The sequence below is a fragment of the Psychrobacter pulmonis genome (assembly GCF_904846465.1).
GTDB lineage: Bacteria > Pseudomonadota > Gammaproteobacteria > Pseudomonadales > Moraxellaceae > Psychrobacter > Psychrobacter faecalis.
In genome coordinates this window covers 113732-140295 of the sequence record NZ_CAJHAT010000004.1, presented here as the reverse complement: position 1 = coordinate 140295, position 26564 = coordinate 113732, and the positions used below count along the sequence as shown (strand labels likewise).

The following is a 26564-nucleotide window of genomic DNA, read 5'->3' as shown; positions in this document are numbered from 1 at the left end:
GCATTATAAAAAATAGCATCTACTCAGGTAGGTGCTATTTTTTATCTAAAAGTTAATCCATTACCTTCAGAACATTCTAAAAAGCAGTTAAAAACCGCTTTTTAGAATGAATGAGCATTTGTCATCTTATCTATAAATCGCTACACTTTGTAGACCACCTAAACAAAATGATGCTAGTTTTTAGACGCACTCTAAGTAAATAAATTAATAATAAACAACAGACTTTAGGTGTAAAAATAAGCTTTACTAAACTTAGAGATAATTTCAAGAATAATAACGATAAATAGGATCTGCCGTGCCCCAATGGATTGCTTTTAGCTTATTGTTAATAAGCTCACTCATATTGTCGTTGCCCGTATCTGCTGCTGTATCAAGTTGTGATGCGCCGATTAAATTTGGCGCGCTTACGTGGGAGAGTGGGCAATTTACCACTGGGGTGTTGAAATATATCACTGAAAACGGCTATGGCTGCCAAGTGACTGAGGTACCGGGTGCTGGTCCGGCGCTTGAAAATGCTCTGCTGCAAGATGATATCCAAGTAATCGGCGAACAGTGGATAGGGCGCTCGCCGATTTTAGAGCAAGCGATCGAGGACAAAAAGGTGGCCATTATTGGCGATACGCTTGAGGGTGGTGCGACTCAAGGTTGGTATGTGCCCAAATATGTCCTAGAGGAAAATCCGGGTCTGCGTCGTTATCAAGATTTGCCCAAATACGCTGAGCTATTTGAAGATCCTGAAGACCCGAGTAAGTCGCGCTTTATGAACTGTCCGTCAGGATGGGCATGTGAGATTTTTAATACCCGTTTATTAAAAAATACCGGTTTAGATAAGACTTTTAACAGTGTCCACCCCGGTACAGGCGCTGCGCTTGATGCCGAAATATCCTCTGCTTTTGAACAGCATAAACCCTTATTATTTTATTACTGGCAACCGACTGGGCTCATGGCAAAATACGACTTTGCGCCATTAGAGTTCCCTGCGCACGATGACGCCTGTTGGCAAGATTTATTAATAGCTGATGGTACTTCTGATTGCATCTCAGGCTTTCCTGTTTCTCCTTTGAGTATCGCGGTATCGATGCCTTTTATACAATCTAATCCTGAGCTGACCGATTCTTTTAAACAAGTTAAATTTACCCCGGATCAGCTCAACGGCGCTATTTTAGAGATGAGTGAAAACAAGCGCAGCGGTGATGAGCAAGCGCTGGTATTTTTACGTCAAAATCCTGATGTTTGGCAGACGTGGATAACGCCAGAAGCGGCGCAGAAGATGGCGGCGACGCTTGGTGTCAGCCTGAATGGTGGCGCTTTGTCAAATAACGCTGCCTCAAATAGATCAACAAACAATAATACCGCTAACTTATTCAGCGTGTCTTCAAGCTTTCCTGCATGGTCGCTTGAAACCTCGCTCAATAACGTCTTAGCGACTGTGGTTAGAAACTATGGTGACGTTTTTCGCAGTGTTAGTAGCGCCGCTTTAACCTATCTATTGTTGCCCATTGAACGCTTTTTAACCTTTATGCCGCCGTGGCTAATCATTACGCTCGTAACCGTTTTAGCATGGTTTGGCGTTCGTAAAATATGGTTTGCGCTGGCATGTGGCGTCGGATTATTTCTAATTGGTGCGTTTGGATTATGGGGCGCATTGATTGATACCTTTGCGCTGCTCATTGTCTCAGTGTTGGTCACGGTGGTGGTTGGTATTCCAATCGGTATCGCCATGTCTGGTAGTAAAATCTTGCGTAAAATTATCACACCGATACTCGATGTGATGCAGACCATGCCAAGCTTTGTCTATTTAATACCCGTTCTGATGTTATTTGGCATCGGCAAAGTGCCCGCGCTATTTGCCACCATTATTTATGCTTTGCCGCCGCTGATTCGTCTGACCACTTTGGGAATTACCCAGGTCAACCATGAAATGGTCGAAGCAGGGCGCTCATTTGGTAGCACGCATTTGCAGCTGCTGATTTGGATTAAGTTGCCACAAGCCCTGCCTAGTATCATGGCGGGTATTAATCAAGCGGTCATGATGTCGCTGTCTATGGTGGTGTTAGCTTCTATGATTGGCGCGCCGGGTCTTGGTGAAGATGTGTTGCAATCGATTCAAACGCTTAATATCGGTCAAGGCTTACAAGCGGGTACTGCTATTGTCATTGTCGCTATTATCATTGACCGTATTACGCAGGCCTTTGGGCAAGGAAAACGCGCGCGGCAAAAAACCATTGATGCAGGCAGACGCCCAATTGGTTAATGATGAATCATAAAAATAAAAAATGAGAGCCACAATGAACCATATTCAATTAGAAAATATCAGCAAGATTTATAATGCCAATAGCTCGCAAGCGCAGTCCGCCTTGGCATTATTGGCAGAAGGTATGGACAGCATTGCCGTAAAAAAGCAGACTGGCTATTCGGTCGGTCTTTATGATATCAATTTAAGCGTTAAAGCGGGCGAGCTGCATTGTATTATGGGTTTGTCAGGCTCTGGTAAATCAACCTTGATACGCCATATCAATCGTTTGATTGACCCAACCAGCGGCAAAATTTGGGTTGATACCGCTATTAACGCGAAAGAATCCACAGCTCAAATCGTTTCTAATTCAGCGGTCGCAAGCGAAGAGCAATTAACGGATAGAAACGAAAAGTCTTCTGCTATTAATATCCTAGCGCTCAATGATAAAGAGTTACAGCATTATCGCCAGCAAACGGTCAGTATGGTGTTTCAGCATTTTGGTTTGGTGCCTCATATGACGGTGCTACAAAACGTCGCTTACGGTTTACGTGTGCGTAAAATGAGTACCAAGGAGCGCCATGAAGTGGCAAGTTATTGGCTCAATGAGGTCGGGCTACCCAATCTAGAACGCAGCTATCCTGATGAATTATCTGGCGGTATGCAGCAGCGGGTAGGGCTGGCACGGGCGTTGGCAACCGACAATCCAATATTGCTGATGGATGAGGCATTCTCCGCACTTGATCCCCTTATTCGCGCGCAGCTACAAGACCAGTTGCTTGATTTACAAGAACGGCTTAATAAAACCATCGTCTTTATTACCCATGATATCGATGAGGCGGTCAAAGTTGGTCAGCGTATCAGTATTTTAAATGGTGGGCGGCTGGTACAAACTGGTAGCGCCACTGAGTTACGCAACAATCCCGCTGATGATTATGTGGCGCAATTTATGGGTGCTAAAAGTTAACTATCTTATAGTCTTAATCCAACTGATATTAACTATTAAATGTCTTATTAAGTAATTGATTAGTTTCGTAATATTGATTTTTTATTATTTTATCCTCATATAAATATAATCGCCCATTAATAATTGCTCACATCATTTCTTTGTGCTCACTTGTGTATATCACTACTCTTACGGCGTTGTTAAAGAAGTGTAGCAACCGCTTATTTACTATTAAAGTAAACTCCACTAGCGATGTATACTATTAAGATAGTCTAATGTCGTTATCATTCTTTTTATTTTCATATATCTCGCAATCTATTTGCTTTCACTAACATTCATTCTGCTTTATTGCTGTTTAATACGCTTAATAACTATTAATCATTAAGCGGGTGCTCGCAAGATTTTGTGAAAAGGATTCTTCATGCTACCTGATAAACAAGATAATAAGTCTCATAATACCAATCGCTCTGATAAGGGCAGCAACCCTCATGATTTAGCGACACAGTCCCCACGAACAGCTGCGCGTTGCTTAAAAAACGTCAGTGCTTTTGGGGTAACGACGGTGTTAAGTGCAGGGATTTTGGTTGCTTGCGGGCAAATGAGTAGCGCAGAAAACAATGCTAAGAACAATGCTAAGAGCAATGCTAATGCCAGTAGCCAAAACAGCGGCGTAAAAAGTTCACGGGATATGCTGCCATCTGATATGCTCGGGCAAATGCAGGCGTTACCGCAATTAACCAAGGGTTTGGGCAACACAGGTGCGGCGGTTATTGACCCCAATAAACCTACCTTGATTAAGTTTTGGGCAAGCTGGTGCCCGTTATGTCTAGGCACGCTTGCAGAAACCGAAGAGTGGCGTACCGATCCTAAGTTTGCCGGTTTAAACCTTGTTACCGTTGCCAGTCCCGGTCATCTCAATGAAAAAGCAGAGAGCGATTTTAGGACTTGGTATGCAGGCGTGCAAGCTGATTATCCTAAACTACCCGTATTGTCCGACGCTTCGGGTGAGCTGATTAATAAGCTCGGCGTGCAAGTGTATCCAAGCTGGGCGATACTCGATAAAAAAGGCAACTTGGTGCATTTGGTCAAAGGTAATATATCAGCAGAGCAAGCCTATGCCCTTGCTGAAAATGCTGATAATGACTTTGCCGAGCTAAAAGCGGGTAATGCCAAACCGGCAAACGCCCAAGCATTGAATAACAACAGTAAAATTGAAACCATCAAGCAAAAAGATGGCGTTTATTATAACGATAAAGGTAAGGCGATTAATACGCGCTCAATCTATTTAGCAGGTGGCTGCTTCTGGGGCGTTGAAGCTTATATGGAGCGTGTCGAAGGTGTGGTCGATGCAGTCTCAGGCTATGCCAATGGCGACACGGCCAATCCAAGCTATGAGCAAGTGATTCGCGGCTCAGGTCATGCCGAGACGGTTAAGGTTACTTACGATGCCGATAAAACCGATCTTGATACGATTCTAAAATACTACTTGCGCGTGATAGATCCAACCAGCCTCAATAAGCAAGGCAATGATCGCGGCGTCCAGTATCGTTCGGGCGTTTATTACACTGATAAAGCAGACAAAGCGGTGATTGATGCGGCGCTCAAACGTATCCAAAGCCAGTATAAACAAAAAGTCGTGGTAGAAAATAAGCCTTTAGATAACTTTTATCTGGCTGAGATGTATCATCAAGATTATTTGGCAAAAAATCCAAATGGCTATTGTCATGTCGATTTAAGCCTTGCCGATGATAAACCAGAAGGCACTGCGCGAACCAAGCTTGCACCGGTCAGCACGGTTGCTGAAACTTTAGATCCCAAACGCTATGCAAACTTTGATAAAGGTGCGCTAAAAAACACTCTAACCAAAGCCCAGTACAATATCACTCAAGAGGCGGCGACAGAACGTGCGTTTAGTCATGAGTATGATAATTTATTTGCGCCAGGGATTTACGTCGATGTGGTGAGCGGTGAGCCGTTATTTTTATCCACCGATAAATACCAATCTGGCTGCGGTTGGCCAAGTTTCACCAAGCCGATCGATAAGCAAGTGATTACTCAGCATGAGGATACTGCCTTTAACATGGTGCGTACTGAGATTCGCTCACGGGTAGCAGACTCGCATTTGGGGCATGTATTCCCTGATGGCCCAAAAGACCGCGGCGGACTGCGCTATTGTATCAATGGCGGTGCACTACAATTTATCCCAGTCAGCGTGATGCCGCAGTCAGGCTATGCGCCGTTGGTAAAATTGGTAAAGCCTGCAAAACCTTAATGGTTCATACTGAAAATTAAACCTATGATGAGACGTTACGCTGATGCTTGGCGTCTTTTTTATGGCTGTTATTCCAAACCTATAAGTCAAAGTAAAAGGATGAATACGTTTATTATCGTTGTAGTTTTGCTGTTATAAGCCTTGAGTTATGAAAAATGAGGCAAACTTCGTTATACTCAAAATCTGAACCTTTTCTATTATTGGCATTTTGATAACTTTGGCATCTTGATAACTATTGCTACCTATTTCGTCGCTATATTTTTTAGCGGCTTTTCATTTTTGCATTTAAGGCTGTAACATGACCGTTACTCAAACTTCTAAACCTTTTGAACCTATTATTACCTCGTTATTGGATAACGACTTATATAAATTTACCATGCTACAAGCCATGCTGCATCAGTTTCCGCAGACCCATGGCGTTTATCGTTTTCGCTGCCGCAATAACGAAGATACGCTGTATCCATTGGCGGATATCAAAGACGATTTAGAGCAACAGCTAGACAGCTTGTGTGAATTGCGATTCTTAGAAGATGAGCTGGAGTATTTACGCGGATTGCGCTTTATGCGTTCAGACTTCGTTGATTATCTAGAATTGTTTAAGTTAAAGCGCCGTTTTATCACCGTTAGCACCGACGAAAAAGGCCGCTTGTTTATTGACATCGAAGGGCCGATGATTCAGGCAATGTTTTTTGAAGTATTTGTCCTATCCATTGTTAATGAGCTATATTTTAGTGCCTTATCTAATGCCAGCGTCATTGAGGAAGGGCAGCGTAGGCTAGATGAGAAAGTTGAGTTATTGCACCAATATGCCGTAAAGCAGGAAAGATATGATAATAATACACCACCACTTATCGTAGCCGATTTTGGTACTCGTAGACGTTTTAGCAAAGTCTGGCAAGCGCATGTGGTTGAGACTTTACATAACGCTGAACCGAAAATCGTCAGCGGTACATCAAACGTTTATTTAGCAAAAAAACTCGGCATGACGCCGATAGGAACGATGGCACATGAGTTTATGCAGGCATTTCAGGCATTGGATGTGCGTTTGCGTGATTCACAAAAAGCGGCACTTGAAGCGTGGGTACATGAATATCGTGGTGATTTGGGTATTGCGCTGACCGACGTCGTTGGGATGGATGCATTTTTACGCGACTTTGATTTGTATTTTGCCAAGCTGTTCGATGGTCTGCGTCATGACAGCGGCGACCCGTATGTTTGGGGTGATAAGGCCATTGCGCATTATAAGAAATTAAAAATAGACCCAAGAACCAAGATTTTGACCTTTAGTGATGGATTGGATTTAAATAAGGCGTGGAATTTACATCAATATTTTAAAGGTCAAATAAGAACCAGCTTTGGCATTGGCACCAATTTGACCAACGATATGGGTATCACCCCGATTAATATCGTCCTAAAATTGGTTGAGTGCAATGGGCAGCCGGTTGCCAAATTGTCAGACAGCCCAGGCAAGACCATGATCAATAATGATACCTATCTTGCCTATTTGCGCCAAGTCTTTGAAGTCGATGAGCCAGAGTAAAATTGGTTTAACTTAAATGTCGCTTTTCTCGATGCTATCTTCTTCGGCGAAAGCGGCATCTAATGCTTGCTGCACGGCATTAATACGAGTTTCGCAAACACGATAAGCGGCAATCGACTCTTCCACTGTCGTCATCAGATTATCGATATCAGGCTCGTCTTGTTGCTGTAGCTCAGCGGCATTGGTTTTTAAAATATCATAAGCTGCCTTAAAGGTCTTTGGGGCGGCTTTTTTACGTTTGCGAGTAGGGGTTGTCATAAGGTTTCCTAACTTTAAAATAAAGTCTTTGATTAAGTTGAATGGGCGGTAGGTTGTATTTCTTACTTATCAATATTTACATCAATAATCTGTGCTTTTGCTTTACCATCTTTTAAGACGATATGTAGCGTTTGCTCAGCATAAAGTTGCGTACTGCTGGTTAGTATTTTTTTATCTTTTGCATCAGTCAGCATGGTATAGCCTTGCTTAAGCACACGAGAAGGACGATGCAAGAGCACAATATCGCGCAGATATTCGCTATCACGTCGTGCTTGTAGCAACTGCTGCTGTGCATTATGTATAATCGTCTTTTTTTGGTTTTGGCTATAACTTGATGCAATGGTTAATTGCTGATAAGCAGAATTTTGAGTTTGGACTCGCAGCTCACTGGTTCGTCTGGCTGCTTGTTTGACTTGGCGCTGGGCACTTTGCTGAATACTCTGCCAAGCATAATCACTGTCTTTTTGCAGGGCGGTCAGTTGACCAATCGTTTGCGACTGAATGTGACTCAACTGGCGTGTCGTTTGTTGCTCAGCGATATTCAGTTGACGCTGCGCTACTTGTTTGATTTGCGCTTGGTATTGCAGCGTTTGCGTGACGAGCTGGGCTAAATGCGCCATGATAGCGGCAATCACTTTTGATGGCGTATCAAAGCTGCTATGCGCCACTTCATCTAAAATCACTTTATCACGCTCATGACCGATACCAACCCAGACAGGGATAGGCTGCTCGGCAACGAGGGCAGCAAGCTCATAGTCATTGAGATATGCCAAATCACCAACCGCGCCGCCACCACGGATAATGACTAACAAATCTGGCAGGCGTTGATAGGTGTCGTAAAACTGCTGCTGGGCGCTGACGATAGCTTGACGGATTTCACTTGGTGCGTGATTGCCTTGAAAAGTAGCATGGTGATAATGAAAATGACAGGCGCCTGTACGAGCTAAGCGGTCCGCATCGGCTTGAAAGTCGCCCAATCCCGCCGCTTTTTCAGGGGCGATGACTAAGACATGCTCAATATCAAATGGGATGGGTAGCTGCTGATTGAGGTTTAATAAGCCTTCGCCAGTCAAGCGGTCGACCATCTCCGCATATTGCCGCGCCAAGTCGCCTAAAGTATAGCTTGGGTCAATATCTTCAATGGTCAGTGAGAAACCGTATTGTGCATGAAAGCCTGCCGATACTTTGAGTAGTACGGTCAAATCACGGTCAAGCGGCATGCCGGTTGCGCGCTCAAACTTTGCTAAGACGCGCGCCGCTTTAAAGCGCCAAAGATTACCACGGCAGCTGGCAATGACTTTACCGTCGTCATCTTTTTCTGCCAGCTCAAAGTAATAATGCCCACCTTTACTTGATAGGTTGCGAATCTCAGCTTTGACCCATACGCGGTGATTAAAGGTCTGTTTGATGACCATATCGACCGCCGACAAGTAATCACTTAGGCGCAAAACCGTATCTTCTAAACTGACTTCCAGACTGTTTTCTTGCTCAGCCAGTTCAGCCTCCAAGGTCGCTAAATCTTTGGCAGGCACCAATACTTTGTCTTTTTTAGAGCTGGCTTGTTTCATATTTGCTAGATTGGGTTTGCGCATAATAGGAGACCAAAGGTAATCGAGGCTGAAAGGTTAACGGCGTTAGATTAACTCATCAAAGTAAAGGTTGCAGGCATAAAACACCAGACAGGATAGTTTACCCCAAAAGTGCCGCGACAAAAAGTAAAGCCAATAAGCTGCGATGAATATAATAGCTATCTCGCAAACTTATTGGCTAAGAGCTTTGTTAAATTATCATTTTTTATTGGCAACGAAAATTAATCATATACTCATAATCATCTTTACGTGATAAATCTGGCGTGCCCGTCCCAAAGATTGAACCGATGACCGCGCCTGCTTGTCCGACCATACGACCCGTTTGCTCATTTAAAATACCGTTATATTTTACTTTGTCATCAACGATAATCACTTGTTTTCTTCCACAGGTTTTTTGCGCACTGTCTATTGCATTTTGCTGAGCTTTGACTTTGCTCTCAGCGATGCCCGTGGTTTCATAAATCGAGTTAGCGCGCTGAATCACCGGTGAAGAAGGCGTGCTTTGACAGGCACTCAAAGCCAGAGCCGAAGCCAGTGTTGCTGTTAAAGTAGCGGTTTTATTAAAAATATTCATAATAGTTTCCTTTTTCCTATAAGTTCAATATATTACTCGACAACTTGTGTGAATCTAACGTATTGCGACAAGGAGTGTCTAGGCGGTTATTGTGTGCAACGTTGCAGGTACACAGCAAATTACTTGAAATATAAACCATATCTAGGATAATTGGGGTATTCACTTTTAACCAATAAGTAAATTTATGCAACTGATTCCTGCTCCTGCTGGCGTGCTCGAAGTCGACGCGCTATGGCAACAAGACAATCCTAAAGATGCGAATACCGATACAGTGGCGCTGCTTTGTCATCCTAATCCGTTATTTGAAGGCACAATGAACAATAAAGTGGTCACGACCATGTATCGTTTTGCGCGTGATAGCGGCATGCATGTGGTACGTTTTAACTTTCGCGGCGTCGGCCAGTCAACCGGCGAGCACGACTACGCAGATGGGGAGGTAGTCGATGCGATGACCGTGCTACAATGGATTGCAGAGCAAACCAACGCTCGTAAGCTATGGCTAGGTGGCTTCTCCTTTGGTGGTTATGTGATAGCGCGCGTCGCTGAGCAAATCATGGTATCGCCACACATTTGGGGATTGAGTGATTTTGAAATAGCAAACGTTGCTCTTATCGCACCCTCCGTTGAAAAAAACGCCACCGATGATTTGAGCTTACCGATTGAGAAAACCTTTGAGATATATGGCAATGAAGACAATGTAGTTGCGCCTGCTAGCATGCAGGAGTTTGCTGAGCGTCTCGGACTGCCGGTTAGTATCGTTGATGGCGCTGGGCACTTTTTTCACGGACGTTTATCTGAGCTAAAAGGTTTGTTGGAAGAGCATAGTTTTGGGTCTAAAGATTCGCACTAAAAGCATTGTCAGCCCGTTTAGCTAACAATGCTTTTAGTTTTTTATATTTATTTTGTCTAATGATGAGTCGTATTATGAGTTTATCTCCCTTGCAACGTTATGAGCAGGCCATTAGCACTGATGAGTTTACTCGAGATGAGCAGCAATATCAGGCGATGAGCTATTTAGATGGGTTGTATCATCAGCTCAATGATAGCGTGGCACAAAAAAAAGGCTTTTTTAGCTTTCTAAAATCAAAACCCGCTGCGCCCAAAGGCTTATATATGTGGGGCGGGGTAGGACGCGGTAAAACATGGATGATGGATATGTTTTACGACTCTTTGACCATTGAGCGTAAGATGCGCCAGCATTTTCACCACTTTATGCAGCGCGTCCATCAAGAGCTAAATAATCTACAAGGTCAAAGCGATCCGCTAGAAAAAGTCGCGGATATCATTTATGCAGAAGCAGTGATTATTTGTTTTGATGAGTTTTTTGTCTCCAACGTCTCAGATGCGATGATTTTGGGTGATTTGTTTACCATGCTATTTAATCGCGGCGTGACTTTGGTCGCCACATCAAACATTGAACCAGCAGGGCTTTATAAAGATGGTCTACACCGTGATCGCTTTATGCCAGCTATCGCCGAAGTTGAGCGTCACACCACAGTGATGAATATTGATTCTGGTATTGATTATCGCCTACGTGTCTTACAGCAAGCGGAGTTATATGAGTCGCCGTTGACTAAGGCCAATCATCACTGGCTTGCCAACCGTTTCGCCAGTTTGTCTAACAATCAAAAAATCAGCAACGCGCCTATTACCATCAATGGTCGCGAAATAAAAATCAATGCCCGTACCGAAGATATTTTATTTTGTGACTTCCGTCATTTATGTATGGAGCCGCGCTCAGCGTCTGATTTTATCCAAATTGCCAAAGAATTTAGCACGGTGTTAATCAATTCTGTGCCCGCTTTAGATGATGATTTGCGTGATCCGACCCGCCGTTTTATTTATCTGGTTGATGAGTTTTATGATCGCCGCGTCAAACTATTGGTAAGAGCAGAGCAGCCAATTCTCGAGCTTTATCAAGGACAAAAATTGGCCTTTGAGATTGAGCGTACACGTTCACGCCTGCTTGAAATGCAGTCAGAGGACTATTTGCGCATGGATCATCGCATCGAAGGCTCAGAAGCGGCGTAAGGCATATCGCTAATGCAGTTGCATAATAATAAATAAGGATAAAATATGAATAGTTCTGAAAATAATATGGATAACGGTAACGAACTGAACAGTAATAGCGAAGAAAATCAAGCCGAAAGCCCGAGAGAGGTAAACGCGCAAGTAACCAATGAACAGCTGATTAACTGGATTAAATCAAGACGTAGCATCGGCAATCTGAGCATTCCGGCACCGACAGAGTCTCAGATTAAAGCAGCTATTGACTGTGCGGTTACCGCTCCTGATCATAAAAAACTGCGGCCATGGCGCTTTATCGTCACTCAAGGTAATGCGCGTCATGACTTGGGCCGGGCCTTTTTAGCGGCTGCTGAAGCACAAGCGGCGCAAGCGGGCGAAGAGATGTCTGAGAAATCACGCAAGAAAACCTACAATATGCCACTGCGTGCGCCGGTTATTATTACAGTCGTCACCCACATGCAAGTTCATAAAAAAGTGCCACCTTTTGAGCAAATGCTCAGTGCCGGCGCGGCAGTGCAAAACTTAATTTTGGCACTACAAGCTCAAGGTTTTAGCACAGTTTGGCGTACGGGTTTATTGGCCAATGAGCCTGCCGTCAAAGCCTATTTTGGCGTTGGGGCAGATGATTATGTCACGGCTTTTGTTTATACTGGCAGCAGTCCGTGCGATATGCCCACGCGCAAGCCGATTGATATTGAGGCATTACTGCGTTTTGAGTCATAGCGTCCAGACAGGTCTATGATTACGGCGATGTTTCAAAATAGTAAGCGTTGCTATAACGTGATACAGCAAAGCAAAACAATGACCAAACTGGTCACGTTATTTCAATAAAATAACGGTTCTATATCAATAATTGTTGAAACATACCCTCAATCTCACTGTATACTCAGCACAAATTCTATTCATAATTCAGTCAGTCAATACGGATAAAATAATATGACCAGCGCTAATGATAAAAAGACAGATGCAAATATAGAGGACAGTCAAACGGACAATCAAGGTGCTGAAAAACAAAACAGTTTGCTATCCGGTATCATTGAGCGTGCCACCAAATCTGGGCTAGGGCGTAAGAAGTTAAATCCTAGCGCGGTTGAGTCTGCGGTGGCAAAAAATATGGCAGAAATCCATAACAATCCAACCAAGCTGCGTTTGGCATTTTTAGGTGGCGGTAGCTTTGGTACGGCGATGGCAAACTTGGCTGCCCGCAATGGCTGTGATACCACGCTGTGGGTACGCAATAAACGTACTGTTAAGGCTATGGCAAAGACGCAGACCAATAAAAAATATCTGCCCGGTTATAAGCTTGATGATCGCCTCAAATACAGTCATGATTTACAGGCGGCGGTCAAAGATACCGATATTGTATTCATTGCTGTCCCAGGCCTCGCGTTTCGCGAAACCCTAAAAAGTATCGCGCCCTTTATTAGCGGACAATCTATTGTCTCTTTGACCAAGGGTATGGAAAAAGATACCTTTGCTTTGATGAGTGATATTATTAAAGATGAGCTGCCGGAAGTGAATTTTGGCGTGATGTCAGGGCCAAATCTCGCCATTGAAATCATGAAAAATATGCCGTCTGCTACGGTCATTGCCAGTGACTCTGAGCCACTACGCCATGCGGTACAAGCAGCATTACATAGTGCTTTCTTTAGAGTGTTTGCCAGTGACGATGTTCGCGGTGTTGAGCTTGGTGGCGCGCTAAAAAATATTTATGCCATTGCCATGGGAATGGCGGCAGCTTATGAAGTCGGTGAAAATACCAAAGCCATGATATTAACGCGCGGTTTAGCAGAAATGAGCCGTTTCGGCGTCCATGCTGGTGCCAATCCGCTGACCTTTTTAGGTTTGTCGGGCGTCGGTGATTTATATGCGACTTGTAGCTCAGAGCTGAGCCGCAATTACCGTATTGGTAATATGCTTGGTCGCGGTATGACCATTGATGCGGCGGTCAAAAAATTGGGTCAAACCGCTGAAGGCGTCAACACCATTCAGCAGGTACATGAAAAAGCCACCAAAGAAGGCATCTATATGCCGATTACCCATGCGCTTCATGCAGTCATTTATGAAGACAAAGCGGCACTTGGCGTTGCTTTACATCTCATGGAAGCAGGATTCCGTAGTGATGTTGAGTTTGTCATGGAGCATGACCATAGCAATGCTGCCCTAACCGCGCAAATGCAAACGGCAAGCAAGACTAAGCACAAAAAAGATGATGACGATAAGAAGTAAAGTAATTAGCAGAATGTAGCCTGTTTCATTGTTAACATTACTTTATCATCAAAATAGTCAGGTAAACGTAACACACAAGGTGGTTAAGATTATGAAAATTATCTTAGTACGTCATGGTCAAGCAGAAGATGAGACGCGCCCAGACAGTGCGCGGCAGTTGACGGATTTTGGCCAGCAGCAAGCGGCGCAAACGGCAGAATATATTACCATCCATTATCAACCTGACTGTTTTGTTGTGAGCCCTTATAAGCGGGCGCAGCAGACGCTGGCAGAATTACAGTTGCGCGCTCCTAACGTGCCCTCACAAATACAAGAGAATATCACGCCATCCGACGATGCCCATCAGGCGCTCATCGATATTGGTAATGTTGAAGCGGAGTGTCTGGTGGTCGTCTGTCATATGTCTATCGTTGCTCACATCGCAGGCCTACTAACGGGTGATTATCCTGAATCCTTCTCTTTGGCAGAAGCGCGCGTGTTTGAGATGGATTTTGTGATGATGGGTATGGCAACCGAGATCGACCGCTTTGTCCCAGAACAACCTTATTAGTATCAATCATACACATGCTCATAAGACATTTAAATGCTTGCTAGACCATAGCTTTAATAAATGACAGCTTTAATCAGCAATGACTCTAAACAACAGCTTGGATAATTAAGGACACATTTGGTGTTACATGTTTGGTTAAGAGCGCAGCACAGTCCTCTAGCGGTCTGGCACGAAGATATAAAACAATGGCAATTGGTCGATGGCTGGCAACAGCTGCATGATATCTATGGTAGCTATAAAACCAATAGCCAAAAATCGGTTTGCCTGTATTTCCCATCAAGCCATGTCTTACAAGTAGAGTCTGAGCTAAATACGGCTCAGCTTAAACAATTAGGTATGAGCGGTAAGCAGTATTTATTTGAAGAAACTTCTCTGACGCCGGTTGAACAATTAGCCATTCGCCAAATGACTGAAAATACCAGCCACCATCTCTATGCTTTGGCTCAAAGCGATATCGAAGCATGGCAGCAAAGCGCTAAGCTTGTTGGCATGAACATCGTAGCGTTATTGCCTGATTTTTTATTACTGCCAACGCCAGAAGAGGGTGCAGGTCAGCAACTTGTATTGTACCAAGACAACCACACCATGCTGCTGCGTCAATCCTTACATCAAGGTATGGCAGTCAGTTACTTGCCTTTAATCTTTGAGCGTTTTCCGCATTTAAGCGAAGTACTGCTATTACCAGCTATTGATGACGCCTTCGTAGATTCGCGCCACGCGTCTGATATGGTTAATGAGCCAGCGTTCGATGATATCGATTTAACCAAGCATGAAACTACCGCCAAAGCATCTACTCAAACGGCGACAATGATTGCCGAGCATCAATTATTATTAACCACGCTAGCCGCTGCGCCTAAACCGCTTGAAATTCCTGAACGTCATGCGCTGAACTTTTTTATTAAATCGACCGATTCGCAATTATCACCATATCTGCGGGTGGCGATGATGGTGGCGCTGTCAGCACTGATATTACAGATGGCGACCGATGGGGTACAATTCTACCAGTATCAGGCGGCAGCAGCAGCGACCAAAACTGAGATCGCCACCCAGTACCAGTCTTGGTTTCCTAATGAGCCGCTTAGTACGCGCACGAAATTGCAAGTGCAGTTGCAACCAAAACTGCGTAGTGACAGCCAAGCGCCTAACGCTCACATAGCCGTATTATCACGTATATCACCGCTGATTAAACAGTCGTCATTACGAGCGCAGGCGTTAATCATGCAGCCAACTGCGCTTAGCTTTACACTGATTGCGCCCGACCGTGGCAGTCTTGATCAATTTACCAATACGCTTGTCGCCCAAGGCTTAAACGCCAAATTAGAACAAGTGAATGGCAATGAGCAAGGGCAGTTTAGCGGTCAAGTGACCGTTGATGTGGTAGCAAACAATAGCAGCGTCAGCAATAAAGGGTAACCATGAAAAGATTACAGCGCCTCGCCAAACGCAGCACTACTGCTACTAACCCTCGCCCTCGAAGTGGTGCTTTATCAACGCGGATGAGTAGCTATCAAAGTATCTTAATGACACGTTGGCAGACATTGTCTGCGCGCGACCAATTAGCTCTGCTGTTATTGTCAGCGTTTTTGCTGTTATTTGTCGGTGGCTATGGCGGCTATAGCGTCCATCAAGCAGCAAAAGCGAGCAAAAATGAGTATCAAGAGCAGGTCGCCGATTATTTTTGGTTACGTGCCCAAGCTCGTAACATTGACAGCAATGCGTTAAATGCAGCTAGTAGTGCAGATGGCGTAGATGCCATGCCGCCGGCTAGCAGTATTAATGCGCTGCTAAACAATTCAGGTATTGCCGATGCGCAGGTCATTGCTGCTGGCGATGCGGTGCAATTAAGCTTTAATCATCCAAGCCAAGCGGTGGTGAGTGGCGCACTCGGTAAGCTTGAACAGCAAGGTTGGCAATTTACCCAACTGTCGATGCAACAAGACTTGGTTACCAAGGCCATTCAAGTACAGGCGACCGTGACTTATTAATATTTTTAGTCAATTATGTAAGAAAAATATTTAACCACGTTAAAGCTTTAACAATTACCACATTGAAAACCTGATAATTTGCCACAATAAAAATAACTAAAGACCACAGAATATAACGAGTGACAGCATGATAAATAATTCTAATAATACGATGAGTGATGATAAACGCCGCTCTTTGACGACATATAACCATATTACCTATTTGCTTTATGTGCTCAGCTACTTTACCGCTGGGCTATTGTGGATTGTGCCTATCTTTATGAACTATGCCAAACGCCGTGATGCTGATGGTACTTGGCTTGCCACCCATTTTGATTGGCAAATCAAGACGTTTTGGTACAGCATTGTCCTATTCGTTATTGGGGTGCTTATTGTCACCTTTGCCTTAGGCGGTTTTGGTGTCAGTATGTTCGCTGAAACCAACAACATTGCCATCGGCTCAGTATTATTGGCTATTTTAGGTTTTGTTATTATGGGCTTTACTTTTATTTGGCATCTGTACCGTATTGTACGCGGTTGGATTGCGCTTGCTGATGGCCGCCCAGTGCCTTAATCTGAGAATATGAATATCAATAAGTGGTAGATGTGGATAAAAATGCTGTCTGATAGGGGTTTCTTTACTTGGTTAAGTCAGTCAATTAACAGTATTAACGCTTATTTATTCGAAGGATAGGGCGTAATTTTCCTGATGAAACTTTGGTCTTATTTCAGTTAAGCTGATATAATCGCAGCGCTTGACCTCATTCGTTTTTCTTATTTATCATTTCTTTTCAAGCAGGGTCTGTCATTACTATGTCTTACGCCTTACTTCGCCCTTTTTTGTTTAATATGGACCCCGAGCACGCTCATGAGATGACCTTATCTTTATTAGATAAAGCTCATAAAGCGCGTGTATTGGGCTTAGTATATGGTCAGTCAATGCAGCCAACCGACTGTATGGGTTTGCAGTTTGCCAATCCCGTTGGGCTTGCTGCCGGATTGGACAAAAACGGCGACTATATCGATGCGCTGGCAGAGTTGGGTTTTGGTTTTATCGAAGTGGGTACGGTCACTCCAAAACCGCAAGTTGGCAATGATCGACCGAGACTATTTAGAATCAAACAAGCCGATGCCATTATTAACCGCATGGGTTTTAATAACGAAGGCGTTGATTACCTGATTGAAAACGTCAAACGCTGTAAATACCAAGGCAATATCGGTATCAATATTGGTAAAAATGCTGCGACTCCGGTTGAAAATGCGGCTGATGATTATGTCTATTGCTTAGAGCGTGTCTATCCGCATGCGTCTTATATTACGGTCAATATCTCCTCGCCGAATACCAAAAATTTGCGCGACCTACAAAGCGGTGAAGCGTTAACCCAATTATTAGCTACCATTAAAAATCGCCACAATCAGCTGGCAACCGAATATGGTTTTTATGTACCATTGGTATTAAAAGTCGCTCCCGATTTAGAGCCATTACAAGTGGATTACATCTCTAAGCAGTTGCTGGACTTTGAGATTGATGGTTTGATTGCCACCAATACCACGTTGAGCCGCGTGGGTGTCGAAGATTTGCCCGATGGTGAGCAAGCAGGCGGCTTATCCGGTCGTCCGGTCAGCCACATTAGTACGCAAATTCTACAACAATTCTCCGATCAGCTGGGTGGTAAGGTCACGTTGATTGGCGTTGGTGGTATCGATAGCGGTGACAAAGCCGTCAAAAAAATTGAAGCAGGTGCAGATTTGGTGCAGCTATATTCAGGACTTATCTATAAAGGGCCGGGACTGGTACAGTCTTGCATTCAATCTATCGGTGGCTATTACGATGCGATGGAAGGTTAAGATTGTTAAAACTGCAAGCTTTTCACCTTCACTGAAGTACACCAAATAAGATGCAAATGAGGCGATAAACATGAGTGGTTTAGATATTGTAATTGCTGTGGTTGTCCTGATTGGCTTATGGCGTGGTTTTCAGGTAGGTCTGATTAAGACAGCTGTCGGTTTAGTCGGTTGGTTTATCGCACTTATTGCTGCCACGCGTCTGGCAGGTTCGGTCGCGCCGCAATTATCAAGTATGGTAGAGAATCCTGTTTTACAAATGGCGCTGGCGTTTTTAGTGATTGTGATTGCTATTTTAGCCATTATGCATCTGGTTGCGTTTGTGTTTTCTGGCGTACTTAAAACCTTACGTCTTGGCGTCCTTGATAAAATGGCGGGCGGGGTACTTGGCGCGGGAAAAAACGTGCTTATGGTTTTGGTGGTGCTTAGCGTCAGCGCGCCATTGTTGGTACAAATGCCGCAGTGGGAAACCTCAGTGCTCGCGCCTGAATTACTGCCTTATGCGCCCATGGGTAAAGAGCTGGTCTCAGATATGTTTGGGATGGCATGGGATCAGGTCAATCAGTCTTAAATTTTATAGATCCAAAGGCATGCTAAGCACTTAAAAAAAACTATTCAAGCGTCTTTAATATTCGTAAAATACACCTCTATTTATCATCATTAACTCGTCTTATGGATAATTAGCCTTATCTATTGTCCGTAAGTCGTTATTCTTAGTAAGATCATCAGCGTTGCGGCAAAAGATAGGCAAACATTTAAGACAACCTTATCAGCCGTTATTGTGTTATCAATGTGTGGTACAAAATAGGATACAACTATGTGTGGAGTCGTTGGGGTCGCAGCTCATGAGCCGGTCAACCAAATTCTTTATGATGCCTTAACCATGTTGCAGCATCGCGGGCAAGATGCGGCAGGTATTGTGACTTTACAGGATGGGCGTCTTTATTTACGTAAAGAAAATGGCATGGTACGTGACGTGTTTATGAACCGTCATATGCTAAAACTGGTGGGTAAGTTTGGTATCGGTCACGTTCGTTACCCGACCGCTGGTACCTCAAGTAGCGCCGAAGCACAGCCTTTTTACGTCAACTCGCCTTATGGTATTACCCTTGCGCACAATGGTAACCTAACCAATGCTGAAGGTTTGGCAAAATCTTTGTATCAAGAAGATCGCCGTCATTTAAACACTGACTCAGATTCTGAGGTGTTGCTAAACGTGCTTGCGCATGAAATGCAAAATATCAATAAAACCCACCCGACGCCTAAGGATATCTTTGCAGCAGTGACAGCGGTTTATAGCCGTATTGAAGGCGCTTATGGCGTGGTTGCCATGATTACGGGTCATGGGTTGCTAGCATTCCGTGATCCAAACGGTATCCGCCCGCTGATTTTTGGTAAGCGTATGGCTGCTAACGGCGGCACAGAATATATGGTTGCGTCAGAGTCAGTCGCATTGACAGGTTCAGGCTTTAGCATTGTCCGTGATGTCAAACCAGGCGAAGCGATCTTTATTGATTTGGACCATAAACTGCATACGCATCAGTGCGTTGAGCAAAAAGAATACACGCCTTGTATCTTTGAATATGTGTATTTTGCCCGTCCAGATTCTATTATGGATAATATCTCGGTTTATAAATCACGCCTACGTATGGGTGAAAAACTGGCTGATAAAATCCTTGCTGAATGGGGCGAAGATCACGATATTGATGTGGTTATTCCTATCCCTGATACCTCGCGTACTTCAGCGATGGAGCTGGCGCTAAAAATGAACGTCAAATACCGTGAAGGGTTTATGAAAAACCGCTATATCGGTCGTACCTTTATCATGCCAGGTCAGCAGCAACGTAAAAAATCCGTGCGTCAAAAGTTAAGTGCGGTACCGCTTGAGTTTAAAGGCAAAAACGTCCTTTTGGTCGATGACTCAATCGTTCGCGGCACGACTTGTCATGAAATTATCCAAATGGCACGTGATGCCGGTGCTCGTAAGGTATTCTTTGCCAGTGCTGCGCCGCCGGTTAAATATCCAAACGTCTATGGTATCGATATGCCAGTGCGTAGCGAGCTAATTGCTTCAGGTCATAGCGTTGAAGAAGTACGCGAGATTATCGGTGCCGACCGCTTGATTTTCCAAGATTTGGACGATTTGATTGAAGCAGTAAAAGATACCAAGCATAGTAAAGTTGAAGGCTTCGATTGCGCGGTATTTAATGGCTGCTACATCACTGGGCAAATCAATGAAGCGTATCTCGATCATCTACAAGAGCAACGTAACGACACCGCCAAAACAGGCAAAAAAGGCGTGCAAATCGTTGCTGATACCCCAGTCGATATGATGGGCGTAGAAGAGTTATAATAGAATAAGTAACTCAAAAATGGTAGTAAGTAAAAAGGCTGGATTCGTAAAGATTCTAGCCTTTTTTATTAGCACAAATAAACGTAGTCAGTATGAAATAAAATGATGAATAAACAGCCATAGGTGGCTGGTATAAATTTTCCTTGCTTACTGTTATCACAGAGGTTACGAAAAATTTATCCCAGCCGCGCTGTATCTTTTTTAAGATTAATCTACTATATAAAACGAACCTTTAACGTTTAATCAGCCTAAAAAACGCGTAAATAACCACAAAAAGCCATTAATCGCCGCGATACCGACGATCATGCTGACCAGCAATTGACGACTAAGATGATAGATAAGTAGCACCAATAATAACGCGCCAATTTGTGCCATAAATAAATGTACTTCGGCACTATTTAAGCCAGCTTGGAAGCCAGCATCGCCTGACAAACCTTGATAAGAAAGGCTGGTTAAAATCAGTAATACCATCACAGATAGCGGCAAGCTTTCATTTAAGCGATGTAGCCACGGTGTATCTAGCAGCTTTTTAGGTATTAAAGCGGGCAGGGCACGGGTAATAAAGGTCACGGCTGCCATCGCCAGTGTGGCAAGAATCAAATAACTACTGCTCATTGCTGCCTCCTTGCACACTGCGCTGTAACCAAAAACCACGCGCTAAAATCAGCAGCATACAAATCGTAATCGCTACTAATAACAACCAATTACTGGTAAATAATGAGGCAATCATCAAAGCAATCACCGCAATGCCAATCGGGAAATAGCGTTTGATACTTTGGAATTGCTCATAAGCTAAAATGGCAAATAAACAGACCAAGGCAAAATCCAAATGCGGTACCAAGTCACTGAGTGCACTGCCAATCATTACACCAATCGCACCAGCTAATACCCACCAACTTTGGTTAAACAAACTAATCGGCAGTATGAGTGATTGGCGCGACTCGTTTGGCAAACTGGTCATTACCGAAAACGTTTCATCGGTGAGGGCAAATAAACAGTAGGTTTTCGCTATTTTATTTTTTGGCAAATACTGCAATAACGGCATACCATAAAAGACGTGACGCAAGTTAATGGCGGCAATGTTGGTAGCAATATTACCAATCGGTAGCCCAGCACTTAGCATCGGTAAACACGCATATTGCGCCGCGCCTGCATATAAGACTACACTTAGCATAATAGTCGCCCACACTGGTACACCGGCTACTTGTGCGAGCACGCCAAAGGCGATGCCTGCTGGCAGATAACCCATGGCGACTGGCAAGCTTTTTTTAAAGCCTTCTGCCCAATGGTAATAATAGGCTTGATTTTGGTTTATCTCATTTGATTGAGTAGTCACGTGATATCCTAATTTTTCTTAATCTCTAATTTTTCTTACTTTTATGTATCGTTTATTATCTCTTTTGTGTTTATTAAACGCCTCATGTTAGCTAATTACTTTAATGGTCAAGCTTCAGGCTGCAATTTTTCATAGCTGCCTGTTTGATGGGCACGATATAAAAATCCACCGAGGATAATCAATCTTAATAATAATAAGCACCAAACGCTCAGCCAGATGCCGGTCATATCCCATTGCTGGTAGAGTAGCCAGCTTAAAGGGAAAAAGATAAGCGCCAATATCAGCGCGGCATTACGAATGACGCTACCAGCCGTTAAACCAAAAAATATTCCATCGAGCCAATAAGCGCCAACGCCAACCAGTGGCAGTAGTACCGCATAAAGGTGATAGTCATAAGCCAGCGCAAAGACGGGTTCGATATTGGTCATAAAATCCAAATAAGTTGGCATCGCCAGCCACCAAATCGCGCTTAGCATCATGGCAAGGCCGTAACTGACCACGCCTGTGCGTTTGACGATAATACGAAAGCGCGGCCAATCGCGTCGTCCTGCTGCTTGTCCGCTTAAGGTTTCTGCCGATACCGCCACGCCGTCAAGGGCGAAGGCTGAGATGCTTAATACCTGCAATAAAATAGCATTGGCGGCCAAAATAACATCGCCGCTTTGGGCAGACAGTCGGGTAATCCAAGCAAAGCTTAAGGTTAAAATAAGCGTACGGATAAAAATATCTTTATTTAACGAAAATAGCCTAAGCATCTTATCTTTAGTAAAATGTTCCTTATTAGCATTAAATAACGCGCGCCAAGAGATTTGCAAATGTCGACGGCTAAGCCACAATGCTAAGACCACCCCAAGCCAAAAGGCAATGGTCGTCCCTAATGCTACCCCAACCAAGCCCATCTGCAGCACATAAACGAAAAATAAGGTCAGAATAATATTAAGCATGGCGATAAAGCCTTGCTGATAAAGCATATAGCGGGTTTTGCCTTGACCAGCAAACCAGCCGATAAAGGCAAAATTCATTAGCTCTGCGATAACGCCCCAAAAGCGGACATCTAAATAAGTCTTGGCTGCACGACCGCTATCAGGATTGGCAGAAAGCGCTTGCAAGCCAAAATCAATGAGCCAAGGTTTTGCAATAAGTAGCACTGCGCCAATCATAAACGCAAGTAACAAAGCCCGCTGCAAAATTGATAGCAGCGGCGATTGCGTTTGTTTATGCGCATCATTATGAGCCAGCTGACCGAGTGCTTGTGCGGACAGTCCAGATGACGCGTATTGCAAAAAGTTAAAGCTGACTAATATCAAAGACAGCAGCTGAATAGCCAAACCCATGCCAGCAAGCTTGGCAGTGTCATTCATATTACCGACAATAGCTGTATCAATGACGCTTTGTAGCGGCATCGCAAGGTTAGCCAATAATACAGGTAAGGCAATCGCGATGATACGCGCATAACGAGTATCAATAGGCGGCATAGCACTTGGCGGCAGGGTAGATGACATAGCTTAGTCGCTTATATAACCATATAATAAGACAGAAAAGTTTAGTGATGACTTATCGAATAGTATTAAAAGATGGATAAAAATAGTATAAAGACAAAAGCACCTAGAGTTTAGGTGCTTTTATCGTGATAACGTTTGCTAAACAACTAAAAGTCTAGTGATTGGCTTTTATACAAGCGTTAATCTTGCTCATACATTTTTGGATCATTAAACGTGACGATTTCTTCTTCAAACTCAGGCTTTACTTTAACGATAAAGTCATCACGTGACAAACCCATCGCTAGAGGAATCGAGCTTGCGATATAAGTAGATGAGTAAGTACCAGCAAGTAGACCAATAAACAGGGCAGCCGAGAACCAGAATAAGCCATCACCGCCTAAGAATAACATCGCTAGTACTACCAATAGTACCGTTGAGATGGTCATAATCGTACGGCGCAGCGTCTCTGTCAATGACAAATCAACCGTTTGACGCGGCGTGATACCACGCACGCGGCGGAAGTTTTCACGAATACGGTCATAAACGACGATCGTATCGTTCAGCGAGTAACCAATCAACGCCAGTACAGCAGCTAGGACAGTTAAATCAAACGGAAAACCAAATAAGGCAAAGACCCCGATGGTTACCACCGCATCATGGAATAGCGACAGTACTGCGCCAAGCGCTAGCTTAAACTGGAAGCGTAGGGCAACATAGCCAAGCATACAAGCCAATGCCAATGCCAATGCCATAACCGAGTTTAAGTAGATTTCGTTACCGACTTGGCTACCGATTATATTAACGTTACTGATTTCAACGTTATTATTAGGCAATGCTAATGCTTTACTCAGGCTGGCGTTCAGTCCATCGACGTTATCTGACTGTGGTGGCAAGCGTACTAAAAGCTCTTGGCGCGTACCTAGATACTGTACGACCGCATCGTCAAAGCCATTATCGGCTAGGGCATTTACCACATCGGCTTGCTCAGCAGGCTGCTCATAACGCACATCTGCTGAAACCCCGCCGGTAAAATCAAGACCTAGATTTAGACCATTAACGGCGATGGCGATAATACTGCCAATCACCATCAGAAGCGATAGAAGTGCCATCGGCTTTTCTAACTTCATAAATGGGATGATACGCTGATCGCCAATGGCTTTGATACCACCTTCTGCGTAAGCAGCGGCATCTTCGGCAGAACCACCTAACATCAAATTAGGATCAACCGCTGCTGTGTTACCAGATGCTTGGGTCGCCAAGGCTTGATTTTCTTTCCCACCGCGGCGGGTTTTTGAACCGGTCAATTTAGAGGTTCTAGGGTTATTAGCTTGCGTATTACTGCCTTTGCCATCACGGCGCGGTTTTTTACGGCGGCGCGTACCAGTAGTATTTGCTTCACCGTTTGAGCCATTTCGATCTGGGTTATTTTCTTGTTCTAGCGGATTGTTATTATCGATAGCCATAGTTTTCTCCTAACCGATGCTCAGACGTTTGATAGATTTGCGCTTGCCGTAAGCAATTTGTATCAGCGCACGCGTCACCAAAATGGCGGTAAATAGCGAGCTGACAATACCAATCGCGAGGGTAATCGCAAAGCCTTTAATCGGACCCGTACCTATCGCAAATAAAATAAAGGCGACCAGTAAGGTTGTGATATTGGCATCGAAAATACTACTAAAAGCACGGTCAAAACCTGCGACGATGGCGGATTTTGGCCGGACACCATTTGCCAGCTCCTCACGTATCCGCTCAAAGATCAGCACGTTGGCATCGACCGCCATACCAATGGTCAAGACAATACCAGCAATACCCGGTAGGGTGAGTGATGAGCCTAAGATTGACATGATAGCAATGATAATAATGACGTTAATTGCTAGGGCCACGTTGGCAATGACGCCAAATAAGCGATAGAAAACAATCATAAAGGCGAAAACTAATAAATAACCCACTTGGGTAGAGAATAAGCCTTTTTCGATATTTTCTTGACCGAGTGATGGACCAATCGTACGCTCTTCCACGAAATACATCGGTGCTGCTAGCGCCCCTGAACGTAGTAAAAGGGCAAGCTCAGCCGCTTCAGCGCTACTGTCAAGTCCAGTAATACGGAATGACGAGCCCAGTACCGCTTGGATATTGGCACGGTTAATGACTTTGGTTTCTGCATACGGTGTACGTACTTCAACCGTCTCACCAGTCGCTGGGTCTTCTTTATAAGCGATACGTTGTTTATTCTCAATAAACAGCACCGCCATTTGTTTACCGACAGCAGTACGGGTAGCGTTTTGCATGAGCTTGCCACCAGCACTATCTAGGGTAATGCTGACTTCAGGCGAGCCATTTTCATCGATGCCTGTCTGAGCATTGGTGACTTTATCACCGGTGACAATCGCTTGACGCTCAAGCAATACTGGCGGACCATCGAGTGTTTCAAAGGGGAACGCTTCAGTGCCAGCAGGCGGAATACCGCCCATATAGTTTTCAGCACCTTCAGCAACCATACGGAACTCAAGGTTAGCCGTACGACCAAGGACACGTTTTGCCTCAGCGGTATCTTGTACGCCTGGGAGTTCAACGACGATACGGCTAGCACCTTGCGATTGTACCAAAGCTTCAGTCACGCCAAGCTCAGCAATACGATTGCGTAGGGTGGTCAAGTTTTGGTTGACCGCGTAGCTATTGATTTCATCTAAGGTGGCATCGTTATACGCTAAAATCAGCGCAGGGCCCTGCTCATCAATCGAAGACTGTAGCGTGAAAGTATTACCCATCGAGCCTTGCAAGATGTTTTGCGCACGGTTACGGGTATCGGTATCAGCGAAATGCAGCACCACGCCACGTTTTTCGGTTTTGATACCTTTTACCGCAATACGCTCAGCACGTAAGTCACGGCGCATATCACGACTGGCACTGGTCAAACGCTGCTCGAGCGCTTTATCCATATCCACTTCTAGTACAAAACGTACACCGCCGCGCAAATCAAGCCCGAGTTTCATCGGTTTTGCACCGATATCACGCAACCACTCTGGGGTCGTTTGTGCCAAGTTTAGTGCGACCACATAGTCCTCGCCCAAATTCTGACGCAGCACTTCCTGAGCTTTTAGCTGATCGACTGGATTATCGAGACGCACCAGCGCGCTGTTGCCCTCAAAGGTACCATCATGATTATTGATGCCAGCCTCTTCAAGTAAGCTTTTAGACTGGGTCAAAATACCTTCAGATAGCTGTGTACCTGCTGCGGCACTGGTAATCTGTACGGCAGGTTCATCAGGATAGAGGTTAGGGGCCGCATATAGACCGGCAATGATAAGCACGACGGCGATGAGTAAGTATTTCCAAGCGGGATATTGCATAATCACTTCTTTAAGT

Annotated in this window: 23 protein-coding genes; 15 read left to right on the top strand and 8 right to left on the bottom strand. The window is 44.4% G+C overall.

All coding sequences use genetic code 11. The features are described from left to right. Positions 1-295: 295 nt before the first annotated feature. The 4 genes from JMX70_RS08595 (at position 296) to pncB (ending at position 6991) form a co-directional block, all read left to right on the top strand. Entirely contained in the window at positions 296-2254 is a 1959-nt protein-coding gene (locus JMX70_RS08595; protein ID WP_201591274.1) for a glycine betaine ABC transporter substrate-binding protein, read from the top strand. Positions 2255-2288: 34 nt separating this feature from the next. Continuing rightward, a complete protein-coding gene (locus JMX70_RS08590) occupies positions 2289-3200 on the top strand; it encodes an ATP-binding cassette domain-containing protein (protein ID WP_201591272.1) in 912 nt (303 codons plus the stop codon). A gap of 400 nt (positions 3201-3600) precedes the next feature. Then, positions 3601-5451, top strand: a complete 1851-nt coding sequence (gene msrAB / locus JMX70_RS08585; RefSeq protein WP_201591270.1) for a bifunctional peptide-methionine (S)-S-oxide reductase MsrA/peptide-methionine (R)-S-oxide reductase MsrB — start codon at positions 3601-3603, stop codon at positions 5449-5451. Positions 5452-5749: 298 nt separating this feature from the next. Then, positions 5750-6991, top strand: a complete 1242-nt coding sequence (gene pncB, locus JMX70_RS08580; protein ID WP_193030601.1) for a nicotinate phosphoribosyltransferase — start codon at positions 5750-5752, stop codon at positions 6989-6991. A gap of 12 nt (positions 6992-7003) precedes the next feature. Here pncB and xseB read toward each other — a convergent pair whose 3' ends face one another. From xseB to JMX70_RS08565, 3 genes are all read right to left on the bottom strand, one after another. Beyond that, positions 7004-7249 (bottom strand): exodeoxyribonuclease VII small subunit, encoded by a 246-nt coding sequence (gene xseB / locus JMX70_RS08575; RefSeq protein ID WP_144297620.1) that lies wholly within the window; start codon positions 7247-7249, stop codon positions 7004-7006. Positions 7250-7311: 62 nt separating this feature from the next. After that, positions 7312-8841 (bottom strand): exodeoxyribonuclease VII large subunit, encoded by a 1530-nt coding sequence (gene xseA, locus JMX70_RS08570; RefSeq protein ID WP_201591268.1) that lies wholly within the window; start codon positions 8839-8841, stop codon positions 7312-7314. 202 nt (positions 8842-9043) lie between these two features. After that, positions 9044-9412 (bottom strand): hypothetical protein, encoded by a 369-nt coding sequence (locus tag JMX70_RS08565; protein WP_144297622.1) that lies wholly within the window; start codon positions 9410-9412, stop codon positions 9044-9046. Between the two features lie 184 nt (positions 9413-9596). Between JMX70_RS08565 and JMX70_RS08560 the strand changes: the two genes are divergently transcribed. The 11 genes from JMX70_RS08560 to purF all read left to right on the top strand — a co-directional run bounded on the left by JMX70_RS08560 (position 9597) and on the right by purF (position 20381). Continuing rightward, on the top strand, positions 9597-10262 hold the full coding sequence (locus JMX70_RS08560; RefSeq protein WP_201591266.1) for an alpha/beta hydrolase: 666 nt from the start codon (positions 9597-9599) through the stop codon (positions 10260-10262). A gap of 74 nt (positions 10263-10336) precedes the next feature. Next, complete coding sequence (zapE, locus tag JMX70_RS08555; protein WP_144297624.1) at positions 10337-11443, top strand: cell division protein ZapE; 1107 nt, start codon at positions 10337-10339, stop codon at positions 11441-11443. Positions 11444-11488: 45 nt separating this feature from the next. Further along, positions 11489-12163 carry a nitroreductase family protein gene (locus JMX70_RS08550; protein ID WP_068408199.1) on the top strand — a complete coding sequence of 225 codons (675 nt, stop codon included), beginning with the start codon at positions 11489-11491 and terminating at the stop codon, positions 12161-12163. A gap of 213 nt (positions 12164-12376) precedes the next feature. Next, positions 12377-13669 (top strand): NAD(P)H-dependent glycerol-3-phosphate dehydrogenase, encoded by a 1293-nt coding sequence (locus JMX70_RS08545; protein WP_201591264.1) that lies wholly within the window; start codon positions 12377-12379, stop codon positions 13667-13669. A gap of 91 nt (positions 13670-13760) precedes the next feature. Next, positions 13761-14219 carry a SixA phosphatase family protein gene (locus JMX70_RS08540; protein ID WP_201591262.1) on the top strand — a complete coding sequence of 153 codons (459 nt, stop codon included), beginning with the start codon at positions 13761-13763 and terminating at the stop codon, positions 14217-14219. 120 nt (positions 14220-14339) lie between these two features. After that, positions 14340-15632, top strand: coding sequence for a type II secretion system protein GspL (gene gspL, locus JMX70_RS08535; protein WP_201591259.1), 1293 nt, complete (start codon positions 14340-14342; stop codon positions 15630-15632). 2 nt (positions 15633-15634) lie between these two features. Continuing rightward, positions 15635-16204 carry a type II secretion system protein GspM gene (gene gspM, locus JMX70_RS08530; RefSeq protein ID WP_201591258.1) on the top strand — a complete coding sequence of 190 codons (570 nt, stop codon included), beginning with the start codon at positions 15635-15637 and terminating at the stop codon, positions 16202-16204. A gap of 127 nt (positions 16205-16331) precedes the next feature. Next, positions 16332-16757: a DUF4870 family protein gene (locus tag JMX70_RS08525; protein WP_144297630.1), complete on the top strand. Its 426-nt coding sequence runs from the start codon at positions 16332-16334 to the stop codon at positions 16755-16757. A gap of 239 nt (positions 16758-16996) precedes the next feature. Next, on the top strand, positions 16997-18031 hold the full coding sequence (locus JMX70_RS08520; protein WP_068408193.1) for a quinone-dependent dihydroorotate dehydrogenase: 1035 nt from the start codon (positions 16997-16999) through the stop codon (positions 18029-18031). A gap of 70 nt (positions 18032-18101) precedes the next feature. Beyond that, complete coding sequence (locus tag JMX70_RS08515) at positions 18102-18599, top strand: CvpA family protein (RefSeq protein WP_201591256.1); 498 nt, start codon at positions 18102-18104, stop codon at positions 18597-18599. Between the two features lie 246 nt (positions 18600-18845). Beyond that, positions 18846-20381 (top strand): amidophosphoribosyltransferase, encoded by a 1536-nt coding sequence (gene purF / locus JMX70_RS08510; protein ID WP_191692043.1) that lies wholly within the window; start codon positions 18846-18848, stop codon positions 20379-20381. Positions 20382-20624: 243 nt separating this feature from the next. Here the strand turns inward: purF and JMX70_RS08505 are convergent, their stop codons facing one another. The 5 genes from JMX70_RS08505 to secD all read right to left on the bottom strand — a co-directional run bounded on the left by JMX70_RS08505 (position 20625) and on the right by secD (position 26548). Beyond that, positions 20625-20996: an AzlD domain-containing protein gene (locus JMX70_RS08505; RefSeq protein WP_068408190.1), complete on the bottom strand. Its 372-nt coding sequence runs from the start codon at positions 20994-20996 to the stop codon at positions 20625-20627. After that, the gene (locus tag JMX70_RS08500) at positions 20986-21717 is read right to left on the bottom strand and encodes an AzlC family ABC transporter permease (protein WP_068408189.1); all 732 of its coding nucleotides are present in this window, start codon (positions 21715-21717) and stop codon (positions 20986-20988) included. Before JMX70_RS08500 ends, JMX70_RS08505 begins: the two co-directional genes overlap by 11 nt. Before the next feature lie 107 nt (positions 21718-21824). Further along, positions 21825-23219, bottom strand: a complete 1395-nt coding sequence (locus JMX70_RS08495) for an MATE family efflux transporter (RefSeq protein WP_201591254.1) — start codon at positions 23217-23219, stop codon at positions 21825-21827. 179 nt (positions 23220-23398) lie between these two features. Beyond that, positions 23399-24661 carry a protein translocase subunit SecF gene (gene secF, locus JMX70_RS08490; protein ID WP_068408187.1) on the bottom strand — a complete coding sequence of 421 codons (1263 nt, stop codon included), beginning with the start codon at positions 24659-24661 and terminating at the stop codon, positions 23399-23401. A 9-nt stretch (positions 24662-24670) separates the two neighbouring features. Beyond that, positions 24671-26548: a protein translocase subunit SecD gene (gene secD, locus JMX70_RS08485; protein ID WP_068408185.1), complete on the bottom strand. Its 1878-nt coding sequence runs from the start codon at positions 26546-26548 to the stop codon at positions 24671-24673. Positions 26549-26564: the final 16 nt, after the last annotated feature.

Bases quoted from the DNA above. Each gene is read 5' to 3' on its own strand.
- secD (WP_068408185.1), bottom strand. From the start codon at position 26,548: ATGCAATATCCCGCTTGGAAATACTTACTCATCGCCGTCGTGCTTATC.
- JMX70_RS08545 (WP_201591264.1), top strand. From the start codon at position 12,377: ATGACCAGCGCTAATGATAAAAAGACAGATGCAAATATAGAGGACAGT.
- pncB (WP_193030601.1), top strand. From the start codon at position 5,750: ATGACCGTTACTCAAACTTCTAAACCTTTTGAACCTATTATTACCTCG.
- xseB (WP_144297620.1), bottom strand. From the start codon at position 7,249: ATGACAACCCCTACTCGCAAACGTAAAAAAGCCGCCCCAAAGACCTTT.
- zapE (WP_144297624.1), top strand. From the start codon at position 10,337: ATGAGTTTATCTCCCTTGCAACGTTATGAGCAGGCCATTAGCACTGAT.
- msrAB (WP_201591270.1), top strand. From the start codon at position 3,601: ATGCTACCTGATAAACAAGATAATAAGTCTCATAATACCAATCGCTCT.
- xseA (WP_201591268.1), bottom strand. From the start codon at position 8,841: ATGCGCAAACCCAATCTAGCAAATATGAAACAAGCCAGCTCTAAAAAA.
- JMX70_RS08560 (WP_201591266.1), top strand. From the start codon at position 9,597: ATGCAACTGATTCCTGCTCCTGCTGGCGTGCTCGAAGTCGACGCGCTA.
- gspM (WP_201591258.1), top strand. From the start codon at position 15,635: ATGAAAAGATTACAGCGCCTCGCCAAACGCAGCACTACTGCTACTAAC.
- JMX70_RS08590 (WP_201591272.1), top strand. From the start codon at position 2,289: ATGAACCATATTCAATTAGAAAATATCAGCAAGATTTATAATGCCAAT.
- JMX70_RS08505 (WP_068408190.1), bottom strand. From the start codon at position 20,996: ATGAGCAGTAGTTATTTGATTCTTGCCACACTGGCGATGGCAGCCGTG.
- JMX70_RS08550 (WP_068408199.1), top strand. From the start codon at position 11,489: ATGAATAGTTCTGAAAATAATATGGATAACGGTAACGAACTGAACAGT.
- JMX70_RS08525 (WP_144297630.1), top strand. From the start codon at position 16,332: ATGATAAATAATTCTAATAATACGATGAGTGATGATAAACGCCGCTCT.
- secF (WP_068408187.1), bottom strand. From the start codon at position 24,661: ATGGCTATCGATAATAACAATCCGCTAGAACAAGAAAATAACCCAGAT.
- JMX70_RS08540 (WP_201591262.1), top strand. From the start codon at position 13,761: ATGAAAATTATCTTAGTACGTCATGGTCAAGCAGAAGATGAGACGCGC.
- JMX70_RS08495 (WP_201591254.1), bottom strand. From the start codon at position 23,219: ATGTCATCTACCCTGCCGCCAAGTGCTATGCCGCCTATTGATACTCGT.
- JMX70_RS08520 (WP_068408193.1), top strand. From the start codon at position 16,997: ATGTCTTACGCCTTACTTCGCCCTTTTTTGTTTAATATGGACCCCGAG.
- JMX70_RS08565 (WP_144297622.1), bottom strand. From the start codon at position 9,412: ATGAATATTTTTAATAAAACCGCTACTTTAACAGCAACACTGGCTTCG.
- purF (WP_191692043.1), top strand. From the start codon at position 18,846: ATGTGTGGAGTCGTTGGGGTCGCAGCTCATGAGCCGGTCAACCAAATT.
- JMX70_RS08515 (WP_201591256.1), top strand. From the start codon at position 18,102: ATGAGTGGTTTAGATATTGTAATTGCTGTGGTTGTCCTGATTGGCTTA.